This window comes from Pseudomonas cannabina (assembly GCF_900100365.1).
Taxonomy (GTDB): Bacteria; Pseudomonadota; Gammaproteobacteria; order Pseudomonadales; family Pseudomonadaceae; genus Aquipseudomonas; species Aquipseudomonas cannabina.
This window is the reverse complement of sequence record NZ_FNKU01000001.1, coordinates 5,671,755-5,691,803: the sequence shown is the minus strand read 5'-3', so window position 1 is coordinate 5,691,803 and position 20,049 is coordinate 5,671,755. Positions and strand designations below refer to the sequence as shown.

The following is a 20,049-nucleotide window of genomic DNA, read 5'->3' as shown; positions in this document are numbered from 1 at the left end:
AAAGTGTTACAGCCTTACCGTGTTGGCCCGTCATTACCATCAGGATTGTGTAACTTGGCGTTAACGGGGCCTTTATAACGGCCTCGACGCCACGTCGGATGGAACAACCGCCAGTGCGCATCCTGAGCAGCGGCGAGCAATTCGTGATCACCTCGGGTGTCGCCCCAGGCGCGAACCCGGAACTGCGAAAGCGGCCCGTAGACACTTTCCAGACGCGCGACCTTGGAGTCGCAGCGGCAGTTACTGCCCTCGATCAGCCCGGTCAGCTTGCCGTCGATCACTTCCAGATTGGTACCGATCAGCTCGACTTTCAAGCGGTCGGCGAAGGGTTGCAGGACCATAGCAGGCGATGCTGAACATAGCGTGACAATGGCGCCCTTCTCGATCTCGGCAGCGATGGATTCAAGTGCGGCGGGACGCATCAGGCGTTTCCAGTGCGACTGGCAGAAGGCTTCGGCCTTTTGCTGCAGCCATTGCACTTCGACGCCACTCAAAAACGCCTTGATCAGGCGGCCTTTGAGTTCGTCGCGGGTCATGCGTTTGGCCAGATAGCCGAGGCTCGGCAATACCAGCCGCGCCATACGCACAGAGAAGGCACGTTGCCCGAAGGCGAATTTGAGAAACGGGACGAAGCTGTCATGGCGGGTAATGGTCCCGTCGAAATCGAACACCGCCAGCAGGCGCTGTTCCACTTCGATTTCAAGGTCGGGCCCTACAGGCTCAAGATCAGGTCCTGCGGTTTCAAGGTCAGGTTCTATCATCTAGCTAACTGCCTCAGCGAGTCGAATACTGGCATCCATGATCGAAGCGGGTGCGGGTAACACTCCATGCCATTTGGCGCGCTCCATGATGTGGGTTGCCCATTTGTAATGGGTCGCCGGTTCACACATAGCATCGTTGTACTTGAACACAGCGGGCGCCACAGAGTTCAAAATCATCCGGGCGGCGTTCATGTCTTCCAGACTGACGCGTAACGCATTCTGAATGATATTGACCTGCGAAGGGTGAATTGCCGTCTTGCCGACCAATCCATTGGTCATATCCAGCGCCAGTTCCAGTTCCAGAACGTCTGGCGTGGCCAGCTGTTCGAACACCGGCGCGGTCAGGGCAAACCCCTGCGCGCCCATGACTCCGGCCAGCATGGGAATGACGTAGCCCATCGGCGTCGAGTACAGCGTCATGGCCGGATTACGGCGCAGGCCCAGGCAGCCCATCAGGTCGTTGCCGCCAATGCGCAGCGCAATGATCCGTTCGTCGAGACAGGCCTTCAAAGCCTGCCCCAACTCCACCATTGCTCCAGGATTGAAGACCTCCGGCGTTTCCAGCGTCGGCATCAAGGCCAGCGCCGGGTTGGTCACGGCCTGCTCCCAACTGATCAGATTGGTCAGCGAGAGCTTGGGGACAACGAACCCGTCGACGTGGGCCATCAGCGGCCAGTCGTTGAGAATGCGCGCCATGGCGGCATCACGCGGACGGACGAACAGCAGCGGCCCATCGGCTGGCCGTCCGCCACGATCCTGAATCCGCGTCAGCACCTGACGCAGGTTGAGCAGTGCGGTGTCGACATCGATCAACGCGACGGCATCTTCCAGACACACCACCAGCGAACGCAACTCGGGAATCTTGTCACCGAACACGACATCGACGATGTCGTCACGGGTAGCGGGCATGTACAGCGTTGCCCCCAGCGCATAAGGCGAGAATAAGGCCATTAGCTGAGACTCCGTATGATGGTCACCGCCCGGTATGGGCCCAGGGCATCGCCGACTTCCTCAACGGGGATGCCCGCCTTTTCTGTCAGGTGCAGCAGAAGCTGTACGTCGCCGTCGGTCAGGTTGCGCACCAGCACATGGTCCGGCACGCGACGCATTACCGCCCGGGTCGCCTCGGCAATGCCCGGCTTGACGCGGTTGAGGTTATTCACCTCAAAGCGTTCAGCCAGGCTGTCGATCACCCGCGATGCAGCGCTCTTGAGTTCGAGGCGCTGCGTCGGCGTCCAAGGGCTCAGCATCAACGTCGAACACTTTTGACGGCGCTGGCGTTCGATCTGTTCAATAAAAGAACGCGTGACGTCATGGTCCTGCAAATGCTCGTACACCACGCAGCCGTGCAGCCCGCCGTCTGCTGGCCAGATGGAACGCGACACCAGCCCGGAGACCGTTGCGCCGAGAATGCCGGACGGAATCACCCAGTCTTCCGCCGAGGCCGCCAGCCAGGCACTGCCGCACGGGTCGGCCAGCACCACCAGCCGCGGGTCTTGCGGAAATCGTGCATCGCCCGCCAAGCTGCGGCGGATTTCCCCGGAGATCGCGCCTTTACCGGTCCAGCCATCGACAAACACGATGTTCTGCGCGCCGTGGGTTTGAATGATGGCCTCAAGTGCCACCTTGTCGATGCCGCGATCGCGGACGATGCTGATGCCATAGTGATGCGCCTCGCGGCGCAGATCGATCAGGGCCCGACGCAACAACACGCCAAGCGGCAGACCGGCACGCACGAACGACACCAGAACGATTTCAGACCCGGTGCATTGACGATCCAGCGCCTGCGCCAAGGCGTGAACGTCGGTCGCCATGCGCGCGCCGTTCTGGCTGAGCGCACGCTCGTAAAGCGCCTTATGGGCGTCGCTGGGCGCAGACTCCTCGCTGATCATCTCCGAATAATGCTTTTGCCGCGTCTGGATCAGGCGTTCCTTCTCTTCGACACTGGTGGTCTGCATCTCGATACTGCGCAACAGAAAATGCACGTCATCCTTGAGATAGCTTCCGCTACCCACCGTCTCCAGCCCGTGAACGGGATCACTCATGCGCAGCTCCGACAAACATTTTCGCCAACTGACTGCGGGCAGGCGTCGCCCACCAGTGGCACTCATCCATGAAGCCCAGGTCAGTAATGCTGTCGCCAAAACCGAGCACCGGGCGCTCGCCGTTGATCGCCTTGTCGCGACGCAACCACTCTTGAACAGCGTAGCGTTTGGCCAGGCCTTCAGGCAGAAAAGCCAGGTTATTGCCGTTACCGTGAATATGCATGCCGTCGAGCAGACCGCGTGCCTGCACTTCAGCCAGCACGTGCGTGAGGATGCTGTCATCACTCTCGTTGTGCTTGGTCACCACGTAATGGAATAATTGCGCTTCTTCCACCACCCAGCCGCGCAGTGAAAAGCCCAGCTCTTGACCGATTGCCAGCGTCGCAGCACATAGTTCATGCAGACGCGACTGATAGCTGGCCAGGGTCTGTTTCATCTGCTCGTTCCAGTCCTGGTCGAGTCGCCCCATGACATCGAGCATCACACCGCCGTGGGAGCAAATCGCGCCCGCCGTAAATGGCAGTTTGACCCGACTGTAGGCCTCGACGCTGCGCGCGGTCACCGGCACTACCTCGGAATGCGCCAGCAACCAGTGCGCAAAGGACTTCTGCACATTGGTCATGTAACCGTTGGCATTGCCACTGATATCGAGCGTGGCGACGTGTTTTTCAATGTCAGCCGGTGTTTTGCGGGCGGTCTGGAACAGTGTGTCGTCCAGATCGACGAAGATCAGCGGGCGGTCGTTACTCATCGCAGATGACCTCAGCGTTCAGTGCTTCGATCAGCTCGGCAGGCACGGCCTGCTTCGGCGTCTCGGTGCAGATCAGCACCCGATCGAACTGACCCGGGCGCACGTTATACAGAAAGTTGGGAATGCCCAGCCCGTAGTTATCCGCGAACGACAACGCGTGATCGATGGCATGCCCCAGCGCAATCGGTGAACGGCTGGTGGAACTGAAGTGCACATCAGAGCCGGCTCTCTCCAGACGTTCGGCGAGTAGAAACGGACGCCAGACAAACTCACTGGTGCCGACCACCAACACCCGTTCACTCTTGCTGACCGTCAGGCCCGGTGCCAGCGTATCGGCAACCGACAACACGCCCATGCGCCCCCAGTCGTTGGCGGTGACCAATGGCCAGTCGCCCATCGCGACGGTGCCGACTTCCGGCATGTCCGGCAATGGCGCGCTGACGTCTTCGTCGAAGGAATAAGAGCCCTGCAACAGCGACACCTGTTCGGCCAACGCCCCCATCGACGTGCTGACCGCGCCCGCTGACCAGTCGGTCAGCACGCAGGTCACCACGCGCTCGATGTTGCTCAAACCGGCCGCGACCAGCGACTGGTGGAGATTGATGAAGGTCTTGCCCGTGGAAGCCTCATCGTCGACCAGCACCAGCGAACGGGCGTTGAGCATCATGTCGCGCAGTGCCGGGTCGGTGGGCAGATGAATCAGATGGGCGCTGGCGTGGCTGTGTTCTTCTTCGAAACGGGCGAACAATTCGGTGCCGGTCGGGTGGCGGGTGCTGACCAGGTACAGCGCATCGGGGCGCGTTGCGCTGTAGGCCCGGTGCACACCAGCGCCGAGACCGACGGCCGTTTCCGCCATGCCGATGATCAGCACCGGGCCGGGCAGGTCTGTCGGAATCTTGTGGGCCAGGTCCTGAAAACTCTTGAGCATGACGCTCGGGCGCGCCGGAATGTGTCGCCCCAGCACTCGCGAGACAAATAGAAACGCGCGCTTGGGGTTGCGCCGTTCAGCGAAGCCGAACAGTGAATCCGGGGCAATGGTGGACGAATCGACGCTGACATCGAGACGACCACGAAGCAGATCAGCACGAAGCTTTGTAGGATTGGAAAAAGCTGCGCTGCTGTCCATCGATAAATTCCTGATTAGCTGACATCTGCGCAAACGGCAGGAAGCCCGGCATCATTGACGTGAGGCTTCAACGAGCCATAACGATGACTGGGCGATGCGTGAGATTTCTGTCGTGGTGTACGACCTTTCCGGACGGGCGTGCGGCGCGTCGATGCGGCAGGCCTGTAGAAAGGACAACAATAATGCGGACTTGACCGCGAAATTCATGTTCTGCCCGTCCGGCACGGTGGACGTCACCATGCCGATCACCCCGCCACCGTTATCGAACAGCGGGCTGCCACTGGAGCCCGGCTGTATGGGCGCGGTGAACTGGAACAGGCTGGCGTCGTTGTGCAGGCCGAACAAGCCGGAAATCCCGCCTTGGGTCACCTGCAACCCGCCACCGGAAATCGATGCCAGCGGATAGCCCAGAACCGCCACGTTATCACCCGGCTCGCAGCCCTGCCCGTCCCGGAATGTAACCGGAGACAACAGCGGAGCGCCCTGCACGCGCAGCAATGCGATGTCGTTGCGGCGGTCGATCACCACCGGCTCGGCCTTGTAGCGGCCGTCCAGCGAATTGATGTGGAACACGCTCATGTCTTCGATGACATGCGCACAGGTCATGACGTGCGCGGGGCCGACCACAAACGCGGTGCCGGTCGCCGATTCGTGCCGTGGCCCGCCGCCCGAGCCGCCCGACGGACGGCGTGGGTGTCGATCGTCCACTTCCAGACCGATCTTGCGCCCCAACGCCGAAAGCCCATACGCCGAGCCTTCGCTCAATGCACGAAACTTCCATTGCTCGTTACGTTTATAGAACTCGCCGATGATGATCGCCGCTTCGCCGTTACTGCGCAGATCGAGGCGATGCTCGATGTCGCTGTCCACTTGCAGATGCAGGCTGGCAATCTCGCTGACCGGGCCGGTCGCTGCGAAAACATACACCATCAGCAACACGCGATCGCTGCCTGCAGGAAGCCGATCCAGCTTGAGCGTACAGCCCACGTTCTGCGGGCCGCCGCTCCATTCCATCCAGTTTTGCTCTTGATGCAACAGCGCCGGATCGCCCATCGGCAGGCGCTTTTCGTTGACCGGCAGCAACGCAACGGCGGCGTATTCACCAAAAACCGAAGACTTGCCGCTCTCCAGATTCCAGGTGCAGTGAGCGTTCGCTAAAGCAGTGTTTGCACCTGGCGCCAGAAGCTTCAAGCCCGATCCTCCTTGATGAGAGCGATTAGTGATAGCAAAAATCTATTATCCTGATCAAACCGTGGCCCGTACAGCGACGGTGATCGCCTTGATCCGGATATCTTCCAGCCAATGTGTTTCCGGTTCTTTCAGCCCAAGACGCCGCGCAGCGAAAATACCTAGCAGATTGACGCCAGCATGGCGCGTATAACCGATGCCGCCCGAGTAACGCGGGTTGATCTCCAGCAAACGCGGCTTGCCGTCAGCGTCGTCGCGGGTCTGTACATTGATCAGCCCGTCACAGGCAAAATGCTCGGCCGCGCGCACCGCCAGTTGTACCGCTTCGCTGTCGCACTCGAAGGTCTGGTTCAAGCCTTCCTTGCGTCGGCCGACGAACGCTACCGCCTTGCCGCCCTCGCACACGATGTCCACTGAACATTCACTGCCCGGCATGTAAGGCATCAGCAGCATCGCGGGCAGATCTTCGGCCTGGCGATAAGCATCAAGGTACGCCTTGAACGTCGTTTCGCGCTCATCCGGGTGAGCGAAACAGCGAAAATCATCGACGTCCGTCTTGAAGCGCCAAAAGCCCTGGCCGTAAATCCCGACCACCGGCTTGATGCAGACTTCGCCAGACACCGACAGCGTCGCGTAAGCCGCTTGCAGCTCTTCGGCATTGCACGCAGTGATCGCCGGTATGCAAGCCAGCCCCGCCGCCTCGGCCGCCGCGGTGAAACGACCCTTGTTGTCGACATCCATGAAGGTTTGCGGGGACGTTCCACCCGTCACGAGGTCCAACCCCTCGGCAATGAAACGCGCACGCTGCGCTTCATAGAGACCGCCCACCCGCCCGGCAACAATGACCTTGACGCCCAGCGAGCGTGCGTTTTCCAGCACCCAGTCGATCCGTTCCTGGTTATCGAGCGGCTCTTGCAACGCCACATCAGCCAGACCGGTAATTTCAGAGCGCTGCTGACGATGAGAAGCGATAATGCGCACCGACTCAGGCAAGGCATCACGCGCACCGATAATCACGTCGCGCTGGCTGGCTTGCCCTTCAAGGAACCAAATCATGTCAATCTCCGGAAGACTGCGCCGCCCGAAACGGCCTTGTCGAATTTTGTAATAACTGTTTTGCTTCGAAATGTTCGGATTAGGGCAAAGTCACGCAATTTTAAACAGAGGACGCTGGTATGAAGTGGCTTAAAAGGTCGATTTGGCTTGTGGTATTCGTTGCACTGGGGATCGGCGCATTAAGCCTCTACTACGTTCTGCCGCGTCATGATGTCGTGATGATCACCGGTGTGGAAGTCAAAAGAATGGACGCCGACGGTGTTATCAACGCCGAAAACCCGGCAGACGGCCCGACCCGCGACGTGTACTTCATCAACACTGAAGACCCGGACACCAAGAAAGTCGTGGTTTACCGCAACGAAGACACCGGCTGGAGCTTCCCGTGGTACTTCAAATTCGACTCCGCCGACATCCAGGCCAAAGCCCAGGGCTATTCGCGTGATGCTCAGCAACTGGCGTTGATTCGCTATTACGGCTGGCGGATAACGATCCTGTCGATGTTTCCCAACGTGACGGAGATTGAAGCGGTCACCAGTCGTGATCAACCGTTCCCGATATTCAACGCGATCTTTTTTGTGGTGATTGGGTTACTGGTGGTTATGGTGGTGGTTGGCGTGCGCAAACGGATCCGCAGGCAGCCGCGGGTTGATGGGGTGGCGAGGTAACGTTTGCAGGTTAACTACTAAGACTAGCCCGGTCGGTGATCGGGCTAGATTTTAAGCTGCTGAAACCTGACTGCTTTAGAAAACCTCCACGGCACGCGAAAGGCTGCGCCGCCCTCAGTCAATAACGCCTGTTCGGTAATTGATGGCCACCACCTGACCAGGTTTTCTGCCTTGTTCCAGTAGGTCATTTGCCCCCACTGCCTGGCGAGACAGAATATGGGCAGTCCGCACTCTCTGAAGGCCCGACGCTCAGCGTCCCCCTTCGAGAACTTATCTTGAGAGACGACTGCCCACCCACCTTCTCGTTTGAGATGAGTCACCCAGTCAGTATCTGTGGAGTTGGCAGGAAACCTTTCACGCAGCGACACTACTGAGTGACCTTCGCTCTTGGTCAGTTCATTGAGTGCTCTGGCGATAGCGGGCAGCAGGTTGTTATCAATCAAAAAATTCAAGCAGCGATCCTGTGCTCAAAAGCGACAGCAGCGTCCACTGCGGCAGACGGAACCTCGTAAAGTAATGCCACTCGCTTGGCGTTTCGTCCTTCGGCCAAATAAGCAGGATAGATAGCAGCAGTATCAATTCCTGTCGCAGAGAGTACGGGTTTGCCAAAGTTTCGGGCTGGGTCCATAACCACTGCTTTGCTTCGCTTGACCGGATACCAACGTCTCGCCGACTCCTCACCGGCATAATCAATACCTTCATACAGAGAAGGCGTGATGACCTGTTTGAAAGCGTATTGTCGCTTTACCAGATCCAGCAGCGCTTCATCCCCGGTTTCATCCAGAACGGTCGCGAAAATATCTCGTCCGTCGGTTTGAAACCGTCTGCACGTAAACGGGTAAAGCTGGCCGAACATTTCTCTGGCTTGTAGCGAAGCGCTGCGGATCGCCTGCAAGCTGACTCCATGCTGGCGAAATGCATGTACAAAACGAATTTCGAGAAGATCATGAAACCCAAGCAGCTTGTCTTCTAGGAACGCGACTTCGGGAGTCCACAGGCCGGGATGGTCGACTCCTGCAGCGCTGTAGCCAAACATCCATCTGCGAATGTCTTTTGCGGGAATGCCCTTATATGACGAGGCTTCCGACGCCGTATAAAGCCCTGTTCCGAGGAGGCGGCTGGGTGATGCAACGGTTTTCATATGCCCCTCCCTTCGAGTGTGGGTTAACAGACGGCTGATTTTGGGCGTGATCGGGGTATCAATCAATGTACGTTTGGGTGATCAGCATAGATTGAGACCTGCCCTAGGGTCTGTTCCCGTTTGCACGTAACCCATTGATCCTTATGAGAACAGCCCCGTATTGTTGGAGTTCTCACACAACACCAATACGAGCCTGCAATGCCCCGATTAATGCTCAGTGATGAGCACTGGCCGAAGCTACGAGAAATTTTGCTACACGAATCGATCTACAACAAGCGAGATTTGCGCACCACGGTTGAAGGCATGCTGTATCGCATGCGTGTGGGTTGCCCTTGGCGAGACCTGCCGAAAGCGTTTGGAAACTGGAGCAAGGTCTACAAGCGGTTCAATGCCTGGTCTGCTTCAGGCAAGTGGGTCAAGGTGCTTGAGGTGCTGATGACTGATCCTGACATGGAGTGGGTCTTCATTGATGGCAGCTATGCCAAGGCTCATCAGCACAGCGCAGGTGCTGCCAGCACGCAGGACCAGGCCATCGGAAAAAGCCGAGCCGGTAACACCAGCAAGATTCACCTGGCTGTAGACGCTTGTGGGCTGCCTATTGCATTTGACGTGACCGCAGGCCAGACCAATGATTGTTCGCAGGCGGCCTCGTTGATTGCCAAGGTGCCCGATGCAGAAGTGATCATTGCGGACAAGGGCTACGACACTGAAGCGATACGGGCTCAGGTCGAGCAGCAAGGCAGCAAAGTGGTGATTCCACGAAAGCGCAATTCTCTGAAAGGGAACGCAGATCTGGACAAAGGGTTATATCGCAATCGACATCTCGTAGAAAACGCCTTCGCCCGGTTGAAGCATTTCCGGGCGGTGGCTTCTCGATTTGACAAACTCAAGAGAAACTATGAAAGCGTCATAGCAATGGCCTGCGCTTTTCTGTGGCTACCAATGTGAAACGGGAACAGACCCTAGGGTAAAAGCTGAAATATCCTACGATGCCAGCGCACTATCTCTGCAAAATCAAAACAAAACGCCCCGGCGGAGCACAGCCGACGGGGCGTTTTCGGTTCAACAGGTTGAATCTGCCTTTAGACCTGAATGACTCAGGCCTTGCTGAACGACTCAGGCAGCCCCTCGGCTTGCAGCACCGCCTTGACGGACGGACGCGCTTCGACGCGGGCCATGAAGGCTTTCAACGCAGGCTGCTCGTCCAGCGAAATGCCGAAGTTGACTGACCAGCGGGTTACGGCGAACAGGTAAGTGTCGGCAACGCTGAAGTCATTCCCCAGCAGGTATTCACGACCATCCGTCAAGAGGCCATTCAGGTAGGTCTGTCTGGCGATGACCGGGCGCTGGGCGTCGGTGGCATCGGCGCCTTTTGCCAGATAGAACAGCGGTGTCCAGGCCTTGTGATATTCAGCAGCCAGATAATTGAGGATCTCTTGCAGCCTTGCGCGCTCTAGCGTGCCGTTGGCTGGCACCAGCGCGTGTACGAAGTGGTCGCCCAGATATTGCAGAACGGCAGCGCCTTCAGTCAGAACAGCGCCGCCCTCTAACTCAAGAGCGGGGACGGCACCTTTAGGATTGATCGCGTAATAGTCCTCGCCGGATTCAAGCGTGTGCTGCCGCAAATTGACCTTGACCAGCTCATGAGCGACACCAGCCTCGTGCAACACAATGTGGGCAGCCAGCGAGCAAGATCCAGGTGAATAGTAACGCTTCATAAGGGATTGTTCCGGTGGTTGAGAATGACCCGATCCTAGCACCTCGATAACTTTTGTATAGCTGGTAACTTAAGGTTACTCTCATTCTCCGGTTACCTTTCTGTAACCAGGTTACGCCCCGGAAACCCGCGTCCCTAAAAAGGAACACCCCGCAATGCCCCTGAAAATGCGCAAGAGCAAAGTCGACAACCCTGTCCCCGAATGCGCAGTGGCCGCCTGCATGTGGCTGCTGGGCGGCGTCTGGACGCCAAACCTGCTGTGGAGTTTGAGCGGCGGACCTCGGCGATTCGGCGAACTGCGCGTCGACATCCCCGGCATATCGGCAAAGATGCTGTCGGTAAGGCTCAAGGAAATGGAGGAGAAAGGTGTTGTGGTTAGGACGGTACTGGCGACGTCGCCGCCTTCGGCTGAGTACAGCTTGTCGGAACTGGGGCTGGAGTTGTTGCCGGCGATTGAGGTGATTGCGGAGATTGGGTATCGGTTGAAGATGGAGCGGGGGAAGTGAAGACGTTCGCGTGGAAGCCATCAACATCATCAATAACTAGACAGTTTCTAAGAGGGTGTAGACAAAATCATGTAGTGAGTCGGCGCGCGAGTATTCGAGCCTCGGCCAACCAAACCCATGCCTCGCTTACCGCAAAAAGGCGATCATGATGCATGATCAGTCGCCGAGCTCTCTCATTACAGGCATGAGTTCGCTCCACTACCCATCGCTTGGGCATGACCACAAATCCAGTCTGAACAGGCTCCACGGAAAATAGATCGCCTTGTTCAGAGTGCCATTGCCCTGTTCTTCTGTTATTCGGGCCACGGATCACTTGAACATCGATAGCGTGCAGTTGATGGGTGCGCTGTGCCCATTTTCCTGCGTACGCACTATCAACAAAAAGCGTGCTCAGTGACGGATATTTTTCCTTCGAGTACGCCACCGCATCATCCGCCGCGTCACGATCCTGCACGCTTGCAGCACTGATACTGACAGCCAGCAGCAGGCCCAATGTATCGACAATCAGACTTCGTTTACGCCCCTTCACTTTTTTGCCTGCGTCGTAGCCGCTGTCACCGCCTTGAGGAGAACTGCGGGTCGACTGTGAATCCAGGATCGCTGCTGACGGGCTGTCAGCGCGTTCTTCCCGCTCACGCCATTGAGCTCGCAAGCGATCATGCATTTGCTCGAACTTGCCTTGAGCGCTCCACCGGCGGAACGTTTTGTAGACATTGTCCCAATGAGGAAAATCGCGGGGTAGCATTCGCCATGAGCACCCCGTGCGTACGACATAGCAACAGGCTTCCAGCAACGTGCGCCGAGAGTGAAGCGGTGGCACTCCTCGTCCGCCCTGGCTTTCAAACAGGTCGGCGACCAGTGCCCACTCGGTATCTGTCAAGCAACTCGGATATAGCTGCTCCGGCAGTTGGCGGCGGTGGGTTTCATTGTAGCCATAGGCTTTATTAGGTTCAGGTGACTGAAAACTTCCCTTGGCCCGCTGCTTTACACGCGTAATCCCTGCCATTTTCAACGCTTTTGCAAAGGTGTCGGGATGCGCAGTGATACCGGTTTCGGCGAAGAATACGAGCGCCAATTCGGCCTGGCTGGAATAGGGCTGTGCATGAGCGAGTTTCACCAGCACGGGATAGTGCTCGGCGGCAATCGAGCGAGGACGTCCGGTTTTAGGCATGGCTTGAGGGCTATTCAGACAAGGGAGTGAAAGTTTAATTTATTTTGTCTACACCCTCTAAGGAAACTCTGAAAAAGACTTCCTAATTTGGCAAAATCTCCGGACACCAGTCGCCGAGCTTTTCGATGATGAAACAGATGACCTTCGCCGACGCCGAGTATGCCGGCAAGCGCAAGCAGACCCGTAAGGAATTGTTCCTGATCGAGATGGATCAGGTGGTGCCCTAGAAAGGTTTGATTGCCCTGATTGAGCCCTATTATCCAAAAGGAGAAGGTGGCCGGCCCGCCTACCCACTGATGGCGATGCTGCGTGTTCATCTGATGCAGAACTGGTTCGGCTACAGCGATCCGGCGATGGAAGAAGCGCTGTATGAGACGACCATCCTGCGTCAGTTTTCAGGCCTGAGCCTGGAGCGAATTCCAGACGAAACCACCATTCTCAACTTCCGTCGTCTGCTGGAAAAGCACGAGTTGGCGACCGGGATTCTCGGCGTAATTAATGGTTATCTGGGCGACCGTGGCTTGTCGTTGCGTCAAGGCACCATCGTCGATGCCACGCTGATTCACGCGCCCAGTTCGACCAAGAACAAGGATGGCAAACGCGATCCTGAGATGCATCAAACCAAGAAAGGTAACCAGTACTATTTCGGCGCCAAGGCTCACATCGGCGCCGACGACGAGTCAGGCCTGGTGCACAGCGTGGTAGTAACAGCGGCCAATGTGGCAGACGTCACGCAGGTTGCCAAACTGCTGCACGGCGAGGAAAACGTAGTCTGCGCCGACGCAGGTTACACCGGGGTCGAGAAGCGCGAAGAACACGCTGGGCGCAAGGTCATTTGGCAGATTGCCGCCCGCCGCAGCACTTACAAAAAGCACGGAAAACGCAGTATTTTGTACAAGGCGATCCGCAAAATCGAGAAGGCCAAGGCCCAGGTTCGCGCCAAGGTCGAGCATCCGTTTCGGGTCATCAAACGCCAGTTTGGCTATGAAAAAGTGCGCTTTCGGGGCTTGGCCAAGAACACCGCGCAGATGGTGACGTTGTTCGCCCTGTCAAACCTGTGGATGGCCCGCCGACATTTGTTGGCGAGCGCAGGAGAGGTGCGCGTGTAATGCAGGAAATGGTTACCGCAAAAGGCTTTGCAGCGGCCGAAAGAGCTAAAAAGCGAAGATAATTGAGCAAATTTCGACATGCATCTTTTTTTGAAAAGTGCTGAGGACTCGGTAGCCGGAAAACATCCGGCTACTTCAGACCTTCCCTAAGAGGGTGTAGACAAAATCATGTAGTGAGTCGGCGCGCGAGTATTCGAGCCTCGGCCAACCAAACCCATGCCTCGCTTACCGCAAAAAGGCGATCATGATGCATGATCAGTCGCCGAGCTCTCTCATTCCAGGCATGAGTTCGCTCCACTACCCATCGCTTGGGCATGACCACAAATCCAGTCTGAACAGGCTCCACGGAAAATAGATCGCCTTGTTCAGAGTGCCATTGCCCTGTTCTTCTGTTATTCGGGCCACGGATCACTTGAACATCGATAGCGTGCAGTTGATGGGTGCGCTGTGCCCATTTTCCTGCGTACGCACTATCAACAAAAAGCGTGCTCAGTGACGGATATTTTTCCTTCGAGTACGCCACCGCATCATCCGCCGCGTCACGATCCTGCACGCTTGCAGCACTGATACTGACAGCCAGCAGCAGGCCCAATGTATCGACAATCAGACTTCGTTTACGCCCCTTCACTTTTTTGCCTGCGTCGTAGCCGCTGTCACCGCCTTGAGGAGAACTGCGGGTCGACTGTGAATCCAGGATCGCTGCTGACGGGCTGTCAGCGCGTTCTTCCCGCTCACGCCATTGAGCTCGCAAGCGATCATGCATTTGCTCGAACTTGCCTTGAGCGCTCCACCGGCGGAACGTTTTGTAGACATTGTCCCAATGAGGAAAATCGCGGGGTAGCATTCGCCATGAGCACCCCGTGCGTACGACATAGCAACAGGCTTCCAGCAACGTGCGCCGAGAGTGAAGCGGTGGCACTCCTCGTCCGCCCTGGCTTTCAAACAGGTCGGCGACCAGTGCCCACTCGGTATCTGTCAAGCAACTCGGATATAGCTGCTCCGGTAGTTGGCGGCGGTGGGTTTCATTGTAGCCATAGGCTTTATTAGGTTCAGGTGACTGAAAACTTCCCTTGGCCCGCTGCTTTACACGCGTAATCCCTGCCATTTTCAACGCTTTTGCAAAGGTGTCGGGATGCGCAGTGATACCGGTTTCGGCGAAGAATACGAGCGCCAATTCGGCCTGGCTGGAATAGGGCTGTGCATGAGCGAGTTTCACCAGCACGGGATAGTGCTCGGCGGCAATCGAGCGAGGACGTCCGGTTTTAGGCATGGCTTGAGGGCTATTCAGACAAGGGAGTGAAAGTTTAATTTATTTTGTCTACACCCTCTAAGGAAGGTCTGAAAAAGCCTTTTCTTCAAAAGTCGAAGCCAGTAAATACAGGCGCTCCAGCCCGGTTCCTCTCCAAAAAAATGGGCTTTTTCAGAGGATACCTAAGGAGACGCTGATTTATTCTAAAACCCAGCTGTTGCCCCCAGATAAATCAAGGCCTCCAGAGCGTTGCAGGGACGAAAAATCGAATAAATCAGCGCCTCCCTAAGGAGGCGCTGCAAAAATAGCCAACTGTCCCCACCCTTGGCACACTAAGTTCCTTCAACAGCCTCCCTCTCCGTGAGCGTTACGCGCGTGCAGAAGACCTTCTCCGAACTCGAATATACCGGCAAGAAAAAGCAGACTCGCCGAGATCGCTTCCTGGCTGACCTTGAACAGTTGGTGCCCTGGGCCCTGCTGGAGGCGCAAGTGGCGCCGTTTTATAGCAACACCGCAGGCAAGCGCGGACGCCCTGCGATAGGGGTGTCGCGCATGTTGCGCATGTACGTCGTGCAGCAGTGTTTCGGTTTCTCCGATGAAGGTTGCGAAGATGCCGTCTACGACAGCCAGGCCATCCGCGGTTTTATGGGTATCGACCTGGGTCGCGAGTCTGCACCGGATGCCACCACCTTGCTGCGTTTTCGCCGCTTGCTGGAAGTCCATCAGCTAACCCGGCTGCTGTTTGAAACGATTAACCAGCATCTGGCCAGCCGGGGGCTGCTGCTCAAGGAAGGCACTATCGTCGACGCTACTCTGATCGCCGCGCCGCCCTCGGTCAAGAACCGAGAAGGCAAGCGTGATCCTGAGATGCATCAGGCCAGGAAAGGCAATCAATGGCACTTTGGGATGAAGGCCCACATTGGTGTAGACGCCACGTCGGGGCTGGTGCACAGCGTAGTAGGGACGGCCGCTAACGTGGCGGATGTCACCCAGGTTGGCCAGTTGCTTCACGGTGACGAAACCTATGTTTCGGGTGACGCTGGATACACCGGTGCGGCCAAGCGACCGGAGCATGCTGAACGGGACGTTATCTGGTCGATTGCAGAACGGCCAAGCAGTTACAAGCAGCACGGCGAAGGCAGCGTGCTGTATCGGGTCAAGCGCAAAATTGAATATGCCAAGGCGCAACTGCGTGCCAAGGTCGAGCACCCCTTCCAGGTAATCAAGGTGCGCTTCAATCATCGCAAGGTTCGCTACCGTGGGCTGGAAAAGAATACAGCGCAGTTGTTCAGTTTGTTTGGGTTGGCCAATCTGATGCTGGCCAAGCGGTATTTACAACAGACGGCAGGATAAATCCGTCTGAAAGGCGGGACTGGCCCGCCTTTCAGCAAAATGAGGGCAGAAATCTGCTCGAGAAACGTAAAATAAGGCCGGCAGGTTGAAAAAAACCGGCTTGGAAATGGGGACGGTGCGAACGGGTTAATTGTTCAGCGTCTCCCTAAGGAGACGCTGATTTATTCTAAAACCCAGCTGTTGCCCCCAGATAAATCAAGGCCTCCAGAGCGTTGCAGGGACGAAAAATCGAATAAATCAGCGCCTCCCTAAGGAGACGCTGATTTATTCTAAAACCCAGCTGTTGCCCCCAGATAAATCAAGGCCTCCAGAGCGTTGCAGGGACGAAAAATCGAATAAATCAGCGCCTCCCTAACACTGCCACAGCCCAACTGGAAACTATCGAGAACCAAAGATAACATATATGACGACGCTTTATAATAAGCGCACAGCCTTAACCTAAAACCATAAAACTTACTGTTGAACACATAACACACACAGCAGATACAATATATTTAGACAGCACAGCGATAAGGCTTAACCAGCTTGTGAAAAGCCATTCTAAACACGCCAGTTCAAACTAAGATCCCGACCAAAGACATGGATCTTAGTAGCTATGTTGCGAGCTTAAACTAGCTCGCAACATAGCTACAGGAAGCATGCTTTATTAGTTGGCTCTCACATAACCAACCGATACACATGACCCACTAAAAGTCCAAGTGGCTGCCGCGCCCACTCCAGATGGAGTAAGACTACACGTTTCCGTAGTAGCAATACCTTTGTAAGCATTAGGAGTAGCGGTGATCGCTCCGCCAGTACCTATCGCAATAGTATTAACTGCGCCAGTTTTTACATCAGTTGGCAATACAACCCCTACCTCTCCAGCAGTATCACATTCCGTCATAGCTGCTGCCTGAACAGCACAGACACCCACAGCAGTCTTGACAGATGCCATCGCAGCCAGAACCTCTGAGTACGCTGCTTTTTTGGTGTAGTTCTGATAGGACGGAATCGCTACCGCTGCCAAAATACCTACGATCGCAACCACGATCATCAACTCTATCAACGTAAAACCTTTTTGTGCTTTCATCGCATACTTCTCCGAGGCGTCAATTTTGTGTGCCTTGATAGGGCGTAAGCACACGTCATGCCAACGTAGAAGTAGTCGAAGCCATCTGATTTTGACGCGGCTGTCGCGACGATCGTAGCCCCAGAAATTCGTAGAAACTGACAATTTTTGTCACATACCTCACCCTCATTTGGCAGCACCGCCCGACTGCGCTATAAACCTCTCATTGTCCGTGTCTGGTGGTTTTATGACTGATGCTGTTCTCACTGGTTTGGCCAAACAACTTGTCCTTGCCGATCTACTTACCGATACTGTCGCGCAGCAGGCTTATCAACAGGCGCGCCGCGACAAGATTTCGTTGGTGAGCTATCTGGTTCAGAACAAACTGGTCAAGAGCCTGACGCTAGCAGAAATGGCGTCCGACCAGTTTGGCGTGCCGTTCATGGACCTCGCCAGCCTGGACAAGGAAAGTCAGCCCAAAGGCCTGGTGAGTGAAAAGCTGGTTCGCCAGCATCACGCACTGCCGCTATGGAGACGCGGAAACAAGCTGTTTATTGGCATATCGGACCCGACTAATCATCAGGCAGTGACCGATATTCAGTTCAGTACAGGCCTGAATACCGAGGCCATTCTGGTCGAAGATGACAAGCTGACGACTGCGATCGATCGATTTTTCGACAGTGACAGCGGTCTGGGTAATCTTGAAGATGTCGATCTGGGCCTGGATATCGAACCGGCTGATGGCAAGGAGACGTCCCTCGCTGCCCAGAATGACGCTGACGACGCCCCGGTAGTACGTTTCGTCAACAAAATGCTGCTGGATGCCATCCGGCTAGGGTCGTCCGACCTGCACTTCGAGCCCTACGAAAAAATCTTTCGCGTGCGCTTGCGTACCGATGGCATTTTGCATGAAGTCGCCAGGCCTCCGATTCATCTGGCAAACCGTATCGCTGCGCGCCTGAAAGTCATGGCGAGCCTCGACATTTCGGAACGGCGCAAACCGCAGGACGGGCGCGTCAAGTTGCGGGTGTCTAAAACAAAAGCCATCGATTTTCGTATGAATACCCTGCCTACGTTGTGGGGCGAGAAGATCGTGATGCGAATCCTCGATCCGACCAGCGCGCAGATGGGTATTGATGCTCTGGGATACGAGCCAGAACAAAAAGCACTGTATCTGGAGGCACTGAAACAGCCGCAGGGCATGATTCTCGTGACCGGCCCCACGGGTTCAGGCAAGACCGTTTCGCTGTACACCGGCCTGAATATCCTCAATACCGTGGATATCAATATTTCTACAGCCGAAGACCCGGTAGAGATTAACCTAGAAGGCATCAATCAGGTCAACGTCAACCCGCGTCAGGGGCTGGACTTTTCTCAGGCATTGCGCGCCTTTCTGCGTCAAGATCCCGACGTCATCATGGTTGGCGAAATCCGAGATCTGGAAACCGCCGAAATTGCCATCAAGGCATCTCAGACGGGGCATATGGTGCTATCAACCCTGCACACCAACAGCGCTGCGGAAACCTTGACACGACTGCATCATATGGGCGTCGCGGCATTCAACATTGCCACAGCAATCAACCTGATTATTGCGCAACGACTTGCGCGAAAGTTGTGCAGCCATTGCAAGAAAGAACTCGATATTCCTCGTGAGACTCTGATCAAAGAAGGATTTCCAGAAGCGAATATTGGCAATTTCAAGATTTACGGTCCGGTGGGCTGCGAGCATTGTAATGGCGGCTACAGAGGCCGAGTCGGCATTTACGAAGTGGTCAAAAAAACAGCAGAACTGGAGCGCATCATCATGGAAGAGGGCAACTCACTGGAGATTTCCAAACAGATGCGCAAAGACGGCTTCAATGACCTGCGAACCTCAGGTCTGTCGAAAGCTATGCAAGGCATCACTAGCCTTGAAGAAGTCAACCGTGTGACCAAGGATTAAGCATGGCCAGCAAGGCAGTAAAAGTTACCGTTTACACTTGGGAGGGCGTCGACAAAAAGGGCGCCAAACTTAGTGGCGAACTGAGCAGCCATAACCCGGCTCTCGTAAAGGCCCAACTGCGTAAACAAGGCGTTAACCCGACCAAGGTGCGTAAGAAGTCAGTCTCAATATTTGGCAAGGGCAAGAAGATCAAGCCACTGGACATTGCGTTTTTCTCGCGTCAAATGGCGACGATGATGAAAGCTGGCGTACCTCTACTCCAATCTTTCGATATTATCAGCGAGGGTGCTGAAAACCCGAACATGCAGTCTTTAGTTAACTCTCTAAAACAAGAAGTATCGTCTGGCAATAGCTTCGCTACTGCACTAAGGCGTAAGCCCGAGCACTTTGATGATCTTTTTTGCAACCTAGTGGACGCTGGCGAGCAAGCAGGGGCTCTCGAGAGTCTACTAGACAGAGTAGCAAGCTATAAGGAAAAAACTGAAAAGCTTAAGGCAAAAATCAAAAAAGCCATGACCTACCCTGCCGCCGTACTGATAGTGGCAGTTATAGTTTCAGGTATTTTGCTCATTCAGGTCGTGCCACAGTTCCAGTCAGTGTTTTCAAGTTTCGGTGCGGAACTACCCGCGTTCACGTTAATGGTCATAGGGCTTTCAGACGTTGTACAAAGGTGGTGGCTGGCGATAGTAGGTCTATTTTTTGCGAGCTTTTTTTTATTCAAAAAGGCTTATAAAAACTCCCAAAAATTTCGGGACACCCTTGATCGCTTTCTGTTAAAAGTCCCCATCATAGGGCCATTGATTTTTAAGTCATCGGTTGCCCGCTACGCACGTACGCTTGCGACTACTTTTTCCGCTGGTGTCCCACTAGTAGAGGCTTTGGAGTCGGTTGCCGGAGCTACCGGCAATGTGGTGTTCAAAAATGCAGTCAACAAGGTCAAGCAAGATGTATCAACAGGTATACAACTGAATTTCTCAATGCGTTCGACCGGAGTATTCCCAAGTCTTGCAATTCAAATGACCGCAATTGGTGAGGAGTCTGGTGCGCTAGACACAATGCTAGACAAGGTTGCGACATACTACGAGGACGAGGTCGATAACATGGTTGATAGTCTGACAAGCCTTCTGGAGCCCATGATCATGGCAGTACTAGGAGTTGTCGTCGGCAGCCTCGTTATCGCCATGTACCTCCCCATCTTCAAACTCGGAAACGTCGTCTGAC

General features: G+C 55.6%; 19 protein-coding genes and 1 pseudogene. 7 read left to right on the top strand and 13 right to left on the bottom strand.

All coding sequences use genetic code 11. From position 1 onward, the window contains the following. Positions 1 to 14: 14 nt before the first annotated feature. From BLT55_RS26665 to BLT55_RS26635, 7 genes are read right to left on the bottom strand one after another with little or no spacing between them, the layout of a single operon-like run. Complete coding sequence (locus BLT55_RS26665) at positions 15 to 761, bottom strand: HAD family hydrolase (protein ID WP_007251673.1); 747 nt, start codon at positions 759 to 761, stop codon at positions 15 to 17. Continuing rightward, positions 762 to 1,712 carry an HpcH/HpaI aldolase/citrate lyase family protein gene (locus BLT55_RS26660; protein WP_055000952.1) on the bottom strand — a complete coding sequence of 317 codons (951 nt, stop codon included), beginning with the start codon at positions 1,710 to 1,712 and terminating at the stop codon, positions 762 to 764. Then, complete coding sequence (locus BLT55_RS26655) at positions 1,712 to 2,806, bottom strand: cysteine protease StiP domain-containing protein (protein WP_055000951.1); 1,095 nt, start codon at positions 2,804 to 2,806, stop codon at positions 1,712 to 1,714. Before BLT55_RS26655 ends, BLT55_RS26660 begins: the two co-directional genes overlap by 1 nt. Continuing rightward, entirely contained in the window at positions 2,799 to 3,557 is a 759-nt protein-coding gene (locus BLT55_RS26650) for an HAD family hydrolase (protein ID WP_055000950.1), read from the bottom strand. The genes BLT55_RS26655 and BLT55_RS26650 overlap by 8 nt, the downstream gene beginning before the upstream one ends. Beyond that, complete coding sequence (locus BLT55_RS26645; RefSeq protein WP_055000949.1) at positions 3,550 to 4,683, bottom strand: phosphoribosyltransferase domain-containing protein; 1,134 nt, start codon at positions 4,681 to 4,683, stop codon at positions 3,550 to 3,552. Before BLT55_RS26645 ends, BLT55_RS26650 begins: the two co-directional genes overlap by 8 nt. A 51-nt stretch (positions 4,684 to 4,734) precedes the next feature. Further along, a complete protein-coding gene (locus BLT55_RS26640) occupies positions 4,735 to 5,874 on the bottom strand; it encodes a trypsin-like peptidase domain-containing protein (protein WP_074801209.1) in 1,140 nt (379 codons plus the stop codon). Positions 5,875 to 5,928: 54 nt separating this feature from the next. Further along, positions 5,929 to 6,927 carry an ATP-grasp domain-containing protein gene (locus tag BLT55_RS26635; RefSeq protein ID WP_055001523.1) on the bottom strand — a complete coding sequence of 333 codons (999 nt, stop codon included), beginning with the start codon at positions 6,925 to 6,927 and terminating at the stop codon, positions 5,929 to 5,931. 119 nt (positions 6,928 to 7,046) lie between these two features. Between BLT55_RS26635 and BLT55_RS26630 the strand changes: the two genes are divergently transcribed. Beyond that, positions 7,047 to 7,592 (top strand): DUF1523 family protein, encoded by a 546-nt coding sequence (locus BLT55_RS26630; RefSeq protein ID WP_007251666.1) that lies wholly within the window; start codon positions 7,047 to 7,049, stop codon positions 7,590 to 7,592. A 44-nt stretch (positions 7,593 to 7,636) separates the two neighbouring features. On the opposite strand, the gene BLT55_RS26625 is transcribed toward BLT55_RS26630, so the two are convergent. Both BLT55_RS26625 and BLT55_RS26620 read right to left on the bottom strand, forming a co-directional pair. Next, a complete protein-coding gene (locus BLT55_RS26625; protein WP_055001524.1) occupies positions 7,637 to 8,044 on the bottom strand; it encodes a PIN-like domain-containing protein in 408 nt (135 codons plus the stop codon). Next, positions 8,041 to 8,733: a MerR family transcriptional regulator gene (locus BLT55_RS26620; RefSeq protein WP_055001525.1), complete on the bottom strand. Its 693-nt coding sequence runs from the start codon at positions 8,731 to 8,733 to the stop codon at positions 8,041 to 8,043. The genes BLT55_RS26625 and BLT55_RS26620 overlap by 4 nt, the downstream gene beginning before the upstream one ends. Before the next feature lie 198 nt (positions 8,734 to 8,931). On the opposite strand from BLT55_RS26620, the gene BLT55_RS26615 reads away from it, so the two are divergent. Then, positions 8,932 to 9,681: an IS5 family transposase gene (locus BLT55_RS26615; protein ID WP_082438194.1), complete on the top strand. Its 750-nt coding sequence runs from the start codon at positions 8,932 to 8,934 to the stop codon at positions 9,679 to 9,681. Between the two features lie 149 nt (positions 9,682 to 9,830). Here BLT55_RS26615 and gstA read toward each other — a convergent pair whose 3' ends face one another. Beyond that, on the bottom strand, positions 9,831 to 10,451 hold the full coding sequence (gstA, locus tag BLT55_RS26610) for a glutathione transferase GstA (RefSeq protein WP_054999032.1): 621 nt from the start codon (positions 10,449 to 10,451) through the stop codon (positions 9,831 to 9,833). Between the two features lie 154 nt (positions 10,452 to 10,605). On the opposite strand from gstA, the gene BLT55_RS26605 reads away from it, so the two are divergent. Beyond that, a complete protein-coding gene (locus BLT55_RS26605; RefSeq protein ID WP_054999033.1) occupies positions 10,606 to 10,956 on the top strand; it encodes a winged helix-turn-helix transcriptional regulator in 351 nt (116 codons plus the stop codon). Between the two features lie 67 nt (positions 10,957 to 11,023). On the opposite strand, the gene BLT55_RS26600 is transcribed toward BLT55_RS26605, so the two are convergent. Beyond that, complete coding sequence (locus BLT55_RS26600) at positions 11,024 to 12,127, bottom strand: IS5-like element ISPsy19 family transposase (protein ID WP_074801114.1); 1,104 nt, start codon at positions 12,125 to 12,127, stop codon at positions 11,024 to 11,026. A gap of 128 nt (positions 12,128 to 12,255) precedes the next feature. Here BLT55_RS26600 and BLT55_RS26595 point away from each other — a divergent pair. Further along, positions 12,256 to 13,236: pseudogene (locus tag BLT55_RS26595) on the top strand (IS5-like element ISPsy2 family transposase). Between the two features lie 166 nt (positions 13,237 to 13,402). Here the strand turns inward: BLT55_RS26595 and BLT55_RS26590 are convergent. Further along, positions 13,403 to 14,506, bottom strand: a complete 1,104-nt coding sequence (locus tag BLT55_RS26590) for an IS5-like element ISPsy19 family transposase (protein ID WP_004663854.1) — start codon at positions 14,504 to 14,506, stop codon at positions 13,403 to 13,405. A gap of 354 nt (positions 14,507 to 14,860) precedes the next feature. Between BLT55_RS26590 and BLT55_RS26585 the strand changes: the two genes are divergently transcribed. After that, entirely contained in the window at positions 14,861 to 15,838 is a 978-nt protein-coding gene (locus BLT55_RS26585) for an IS5 family transposase (protein WP_007247761.1), read from the top strand. Positions 15,839 to 16,484: 646 nt separating this feature from the next. Here BLT55_RS26585 and BLT55_RS26580 read toward each other — a convergent pair. Continuing rightward, entirely contained in the window at positions 16,485 to 16,907 is a 423-nt protein-coding gene (locus BLT55_RS26580; RefSeq protein WP_074801541.1) for a pilin, read from the bottom strand. A 226-nt stretch (positions 16,908 to 17,133) separates the two neighbouring features. On the opposite strand from BLT55_RS26580, the gene pilB reads away from it, so the two are divergent. Next, positions 17,134 to 18,828 carry a type IV-A pilus assembly ATPase PilB gene (pilB, locus tag BLT55_RS26575; protein ID WP_055000551.1) on the top strand — a complete coding sequence of 565 codons (1,695 nt, stop codon included), beginning with the start codon at positions 17,134 to 17,136 and terminating at the stop codon, positions 18,826 to 18,828. A 2-nt stretch (positions 18,829 to 18,830) separates the two neighbouring features. Then, complete coding sequence (locus tag BLT55_RS26570) at positions 18,831 to 20,048, top strand: type II secretion system F family protein (protein ID WP_055000552.1); 1,218 nt, start codon at positions 18,831 to 18,833, stop codon at positions 20,046 to 20,048. The last annotated feature ends 1 nt before the right edge of the window (position 20,049 follow it).

Bases quoted from the DNA above. Each gene is read 5' to 3' on its own strand.
- pilB (WP_055000551.1), top strand. From the start codon at position 17,134: ATGACTGATGCTGTTCTCACTGGTTTGGCCAAACAACTTGTCCTTGCC.
- BLT55_RS26635 (WP_055001523.1), bottom strand. From the start codon at position 6,927: ATGATTTGGTTCCTTGAAGGGCAAGCCAGCCAGCGCGACGTGATTATC.
- BLT55_RS26620 (WP_055001525.1), bottom strand. From the start codon at position 8,733: ATGAAAACCGTTGCATCACCCAGCCGCCTCCTCGGAACAGGGCTTTAT.
- BLT55_RS26660 (WP_055000952.1), bottom strand. From the start codon at position 1,712: ATGGCCTTATTCTCGCCTTATGCGCTGGGGGCAACGCTGTACATGCCC.
- BLT55_RS26580 (WP_074801541.1), bottom strand. From the start codon at position 16,907: ATGAAAGCACAAAAAGGTTTTACGTTGATAGAGTTGATGATCGTGGTT.
- BLT55_RS26590 (WP_004663854.1), bottom strand. From the start codon at position 14,506: ATGCCTAAAACCGGACGTCCTCGCTCGATTGCCGCCGAGCACTATCCC.
- BLT55_RS26645 (WP_055000949.1), bottom strand. From the start codon at position 4,683: ATGGACAGCAGCGCAGCTTTTTCCAATCCTACAAAGCTTCGTGCTGAT.
- BLT55_RS26570 (WP_055000552.1), top strand. From the start codon at position 18,831: ATGGCCAGCAAGGCAGTAAAAGTTACCGTTTACACTTGGGAGGGCGTC.
- BLT55_RS26600 (WP_074801114.1), bottom strand. From the start codon at position 12,127: ATGCCTAAAACCGGACGTCCTCGCTCGATTGCCGCCGAGCACTATCCC.
- BLT55_RS26630 (WP_007251666.1), top strand. From the start codon at position 7,047: ATGAAGTGGCTTAAAAGGTCGATTTGGCTTGTGGTATTCGTTGCACTG.
- BLT55_RS26650 (WP_055000950.1), bottom strand. From the start codon at position 3,557: ATGAGTAACGACCGCCCGCTGATCTTCGTCGATCTGGACGACACACTG.
- BLT55_RS26665 (WP_007251673.1), bottom strand. From the start codon at position 761: ATGATAGAACCTGACCTTGAAACCGCAGGACCTGATCTTGAGCCTGTA.
- BLT55_RS26655 (WP_055000951.1), bottom strand. From the start codon at position 2,806: ATGAGTGATCCCGTTCACGGGCTGGAGACGGTGGGTAGCGGAAGCTAT.
- BLT55_RS26605 (WP_054999033.1), top strand. From the start codon at position 10,606: ATGCCCCTGAAAATGCGCAAGAGCAAAGTCGACAACCCTGTCCCCGAA.
- gstA (WP_054999032.1), bottom strand. From the start codon at position 10,451: ATGAAGCGTTACTATTCACCTGGATCTTGCTCGCTGGCTGCCCACATT.
- BLT55_RS26615 (WP_082438194.1), top strand. From the start codon at position 8,932: ATGCCCCGATTAATGCTCAGTGATGAGCACTGGCCGAAGCTACGAGAA.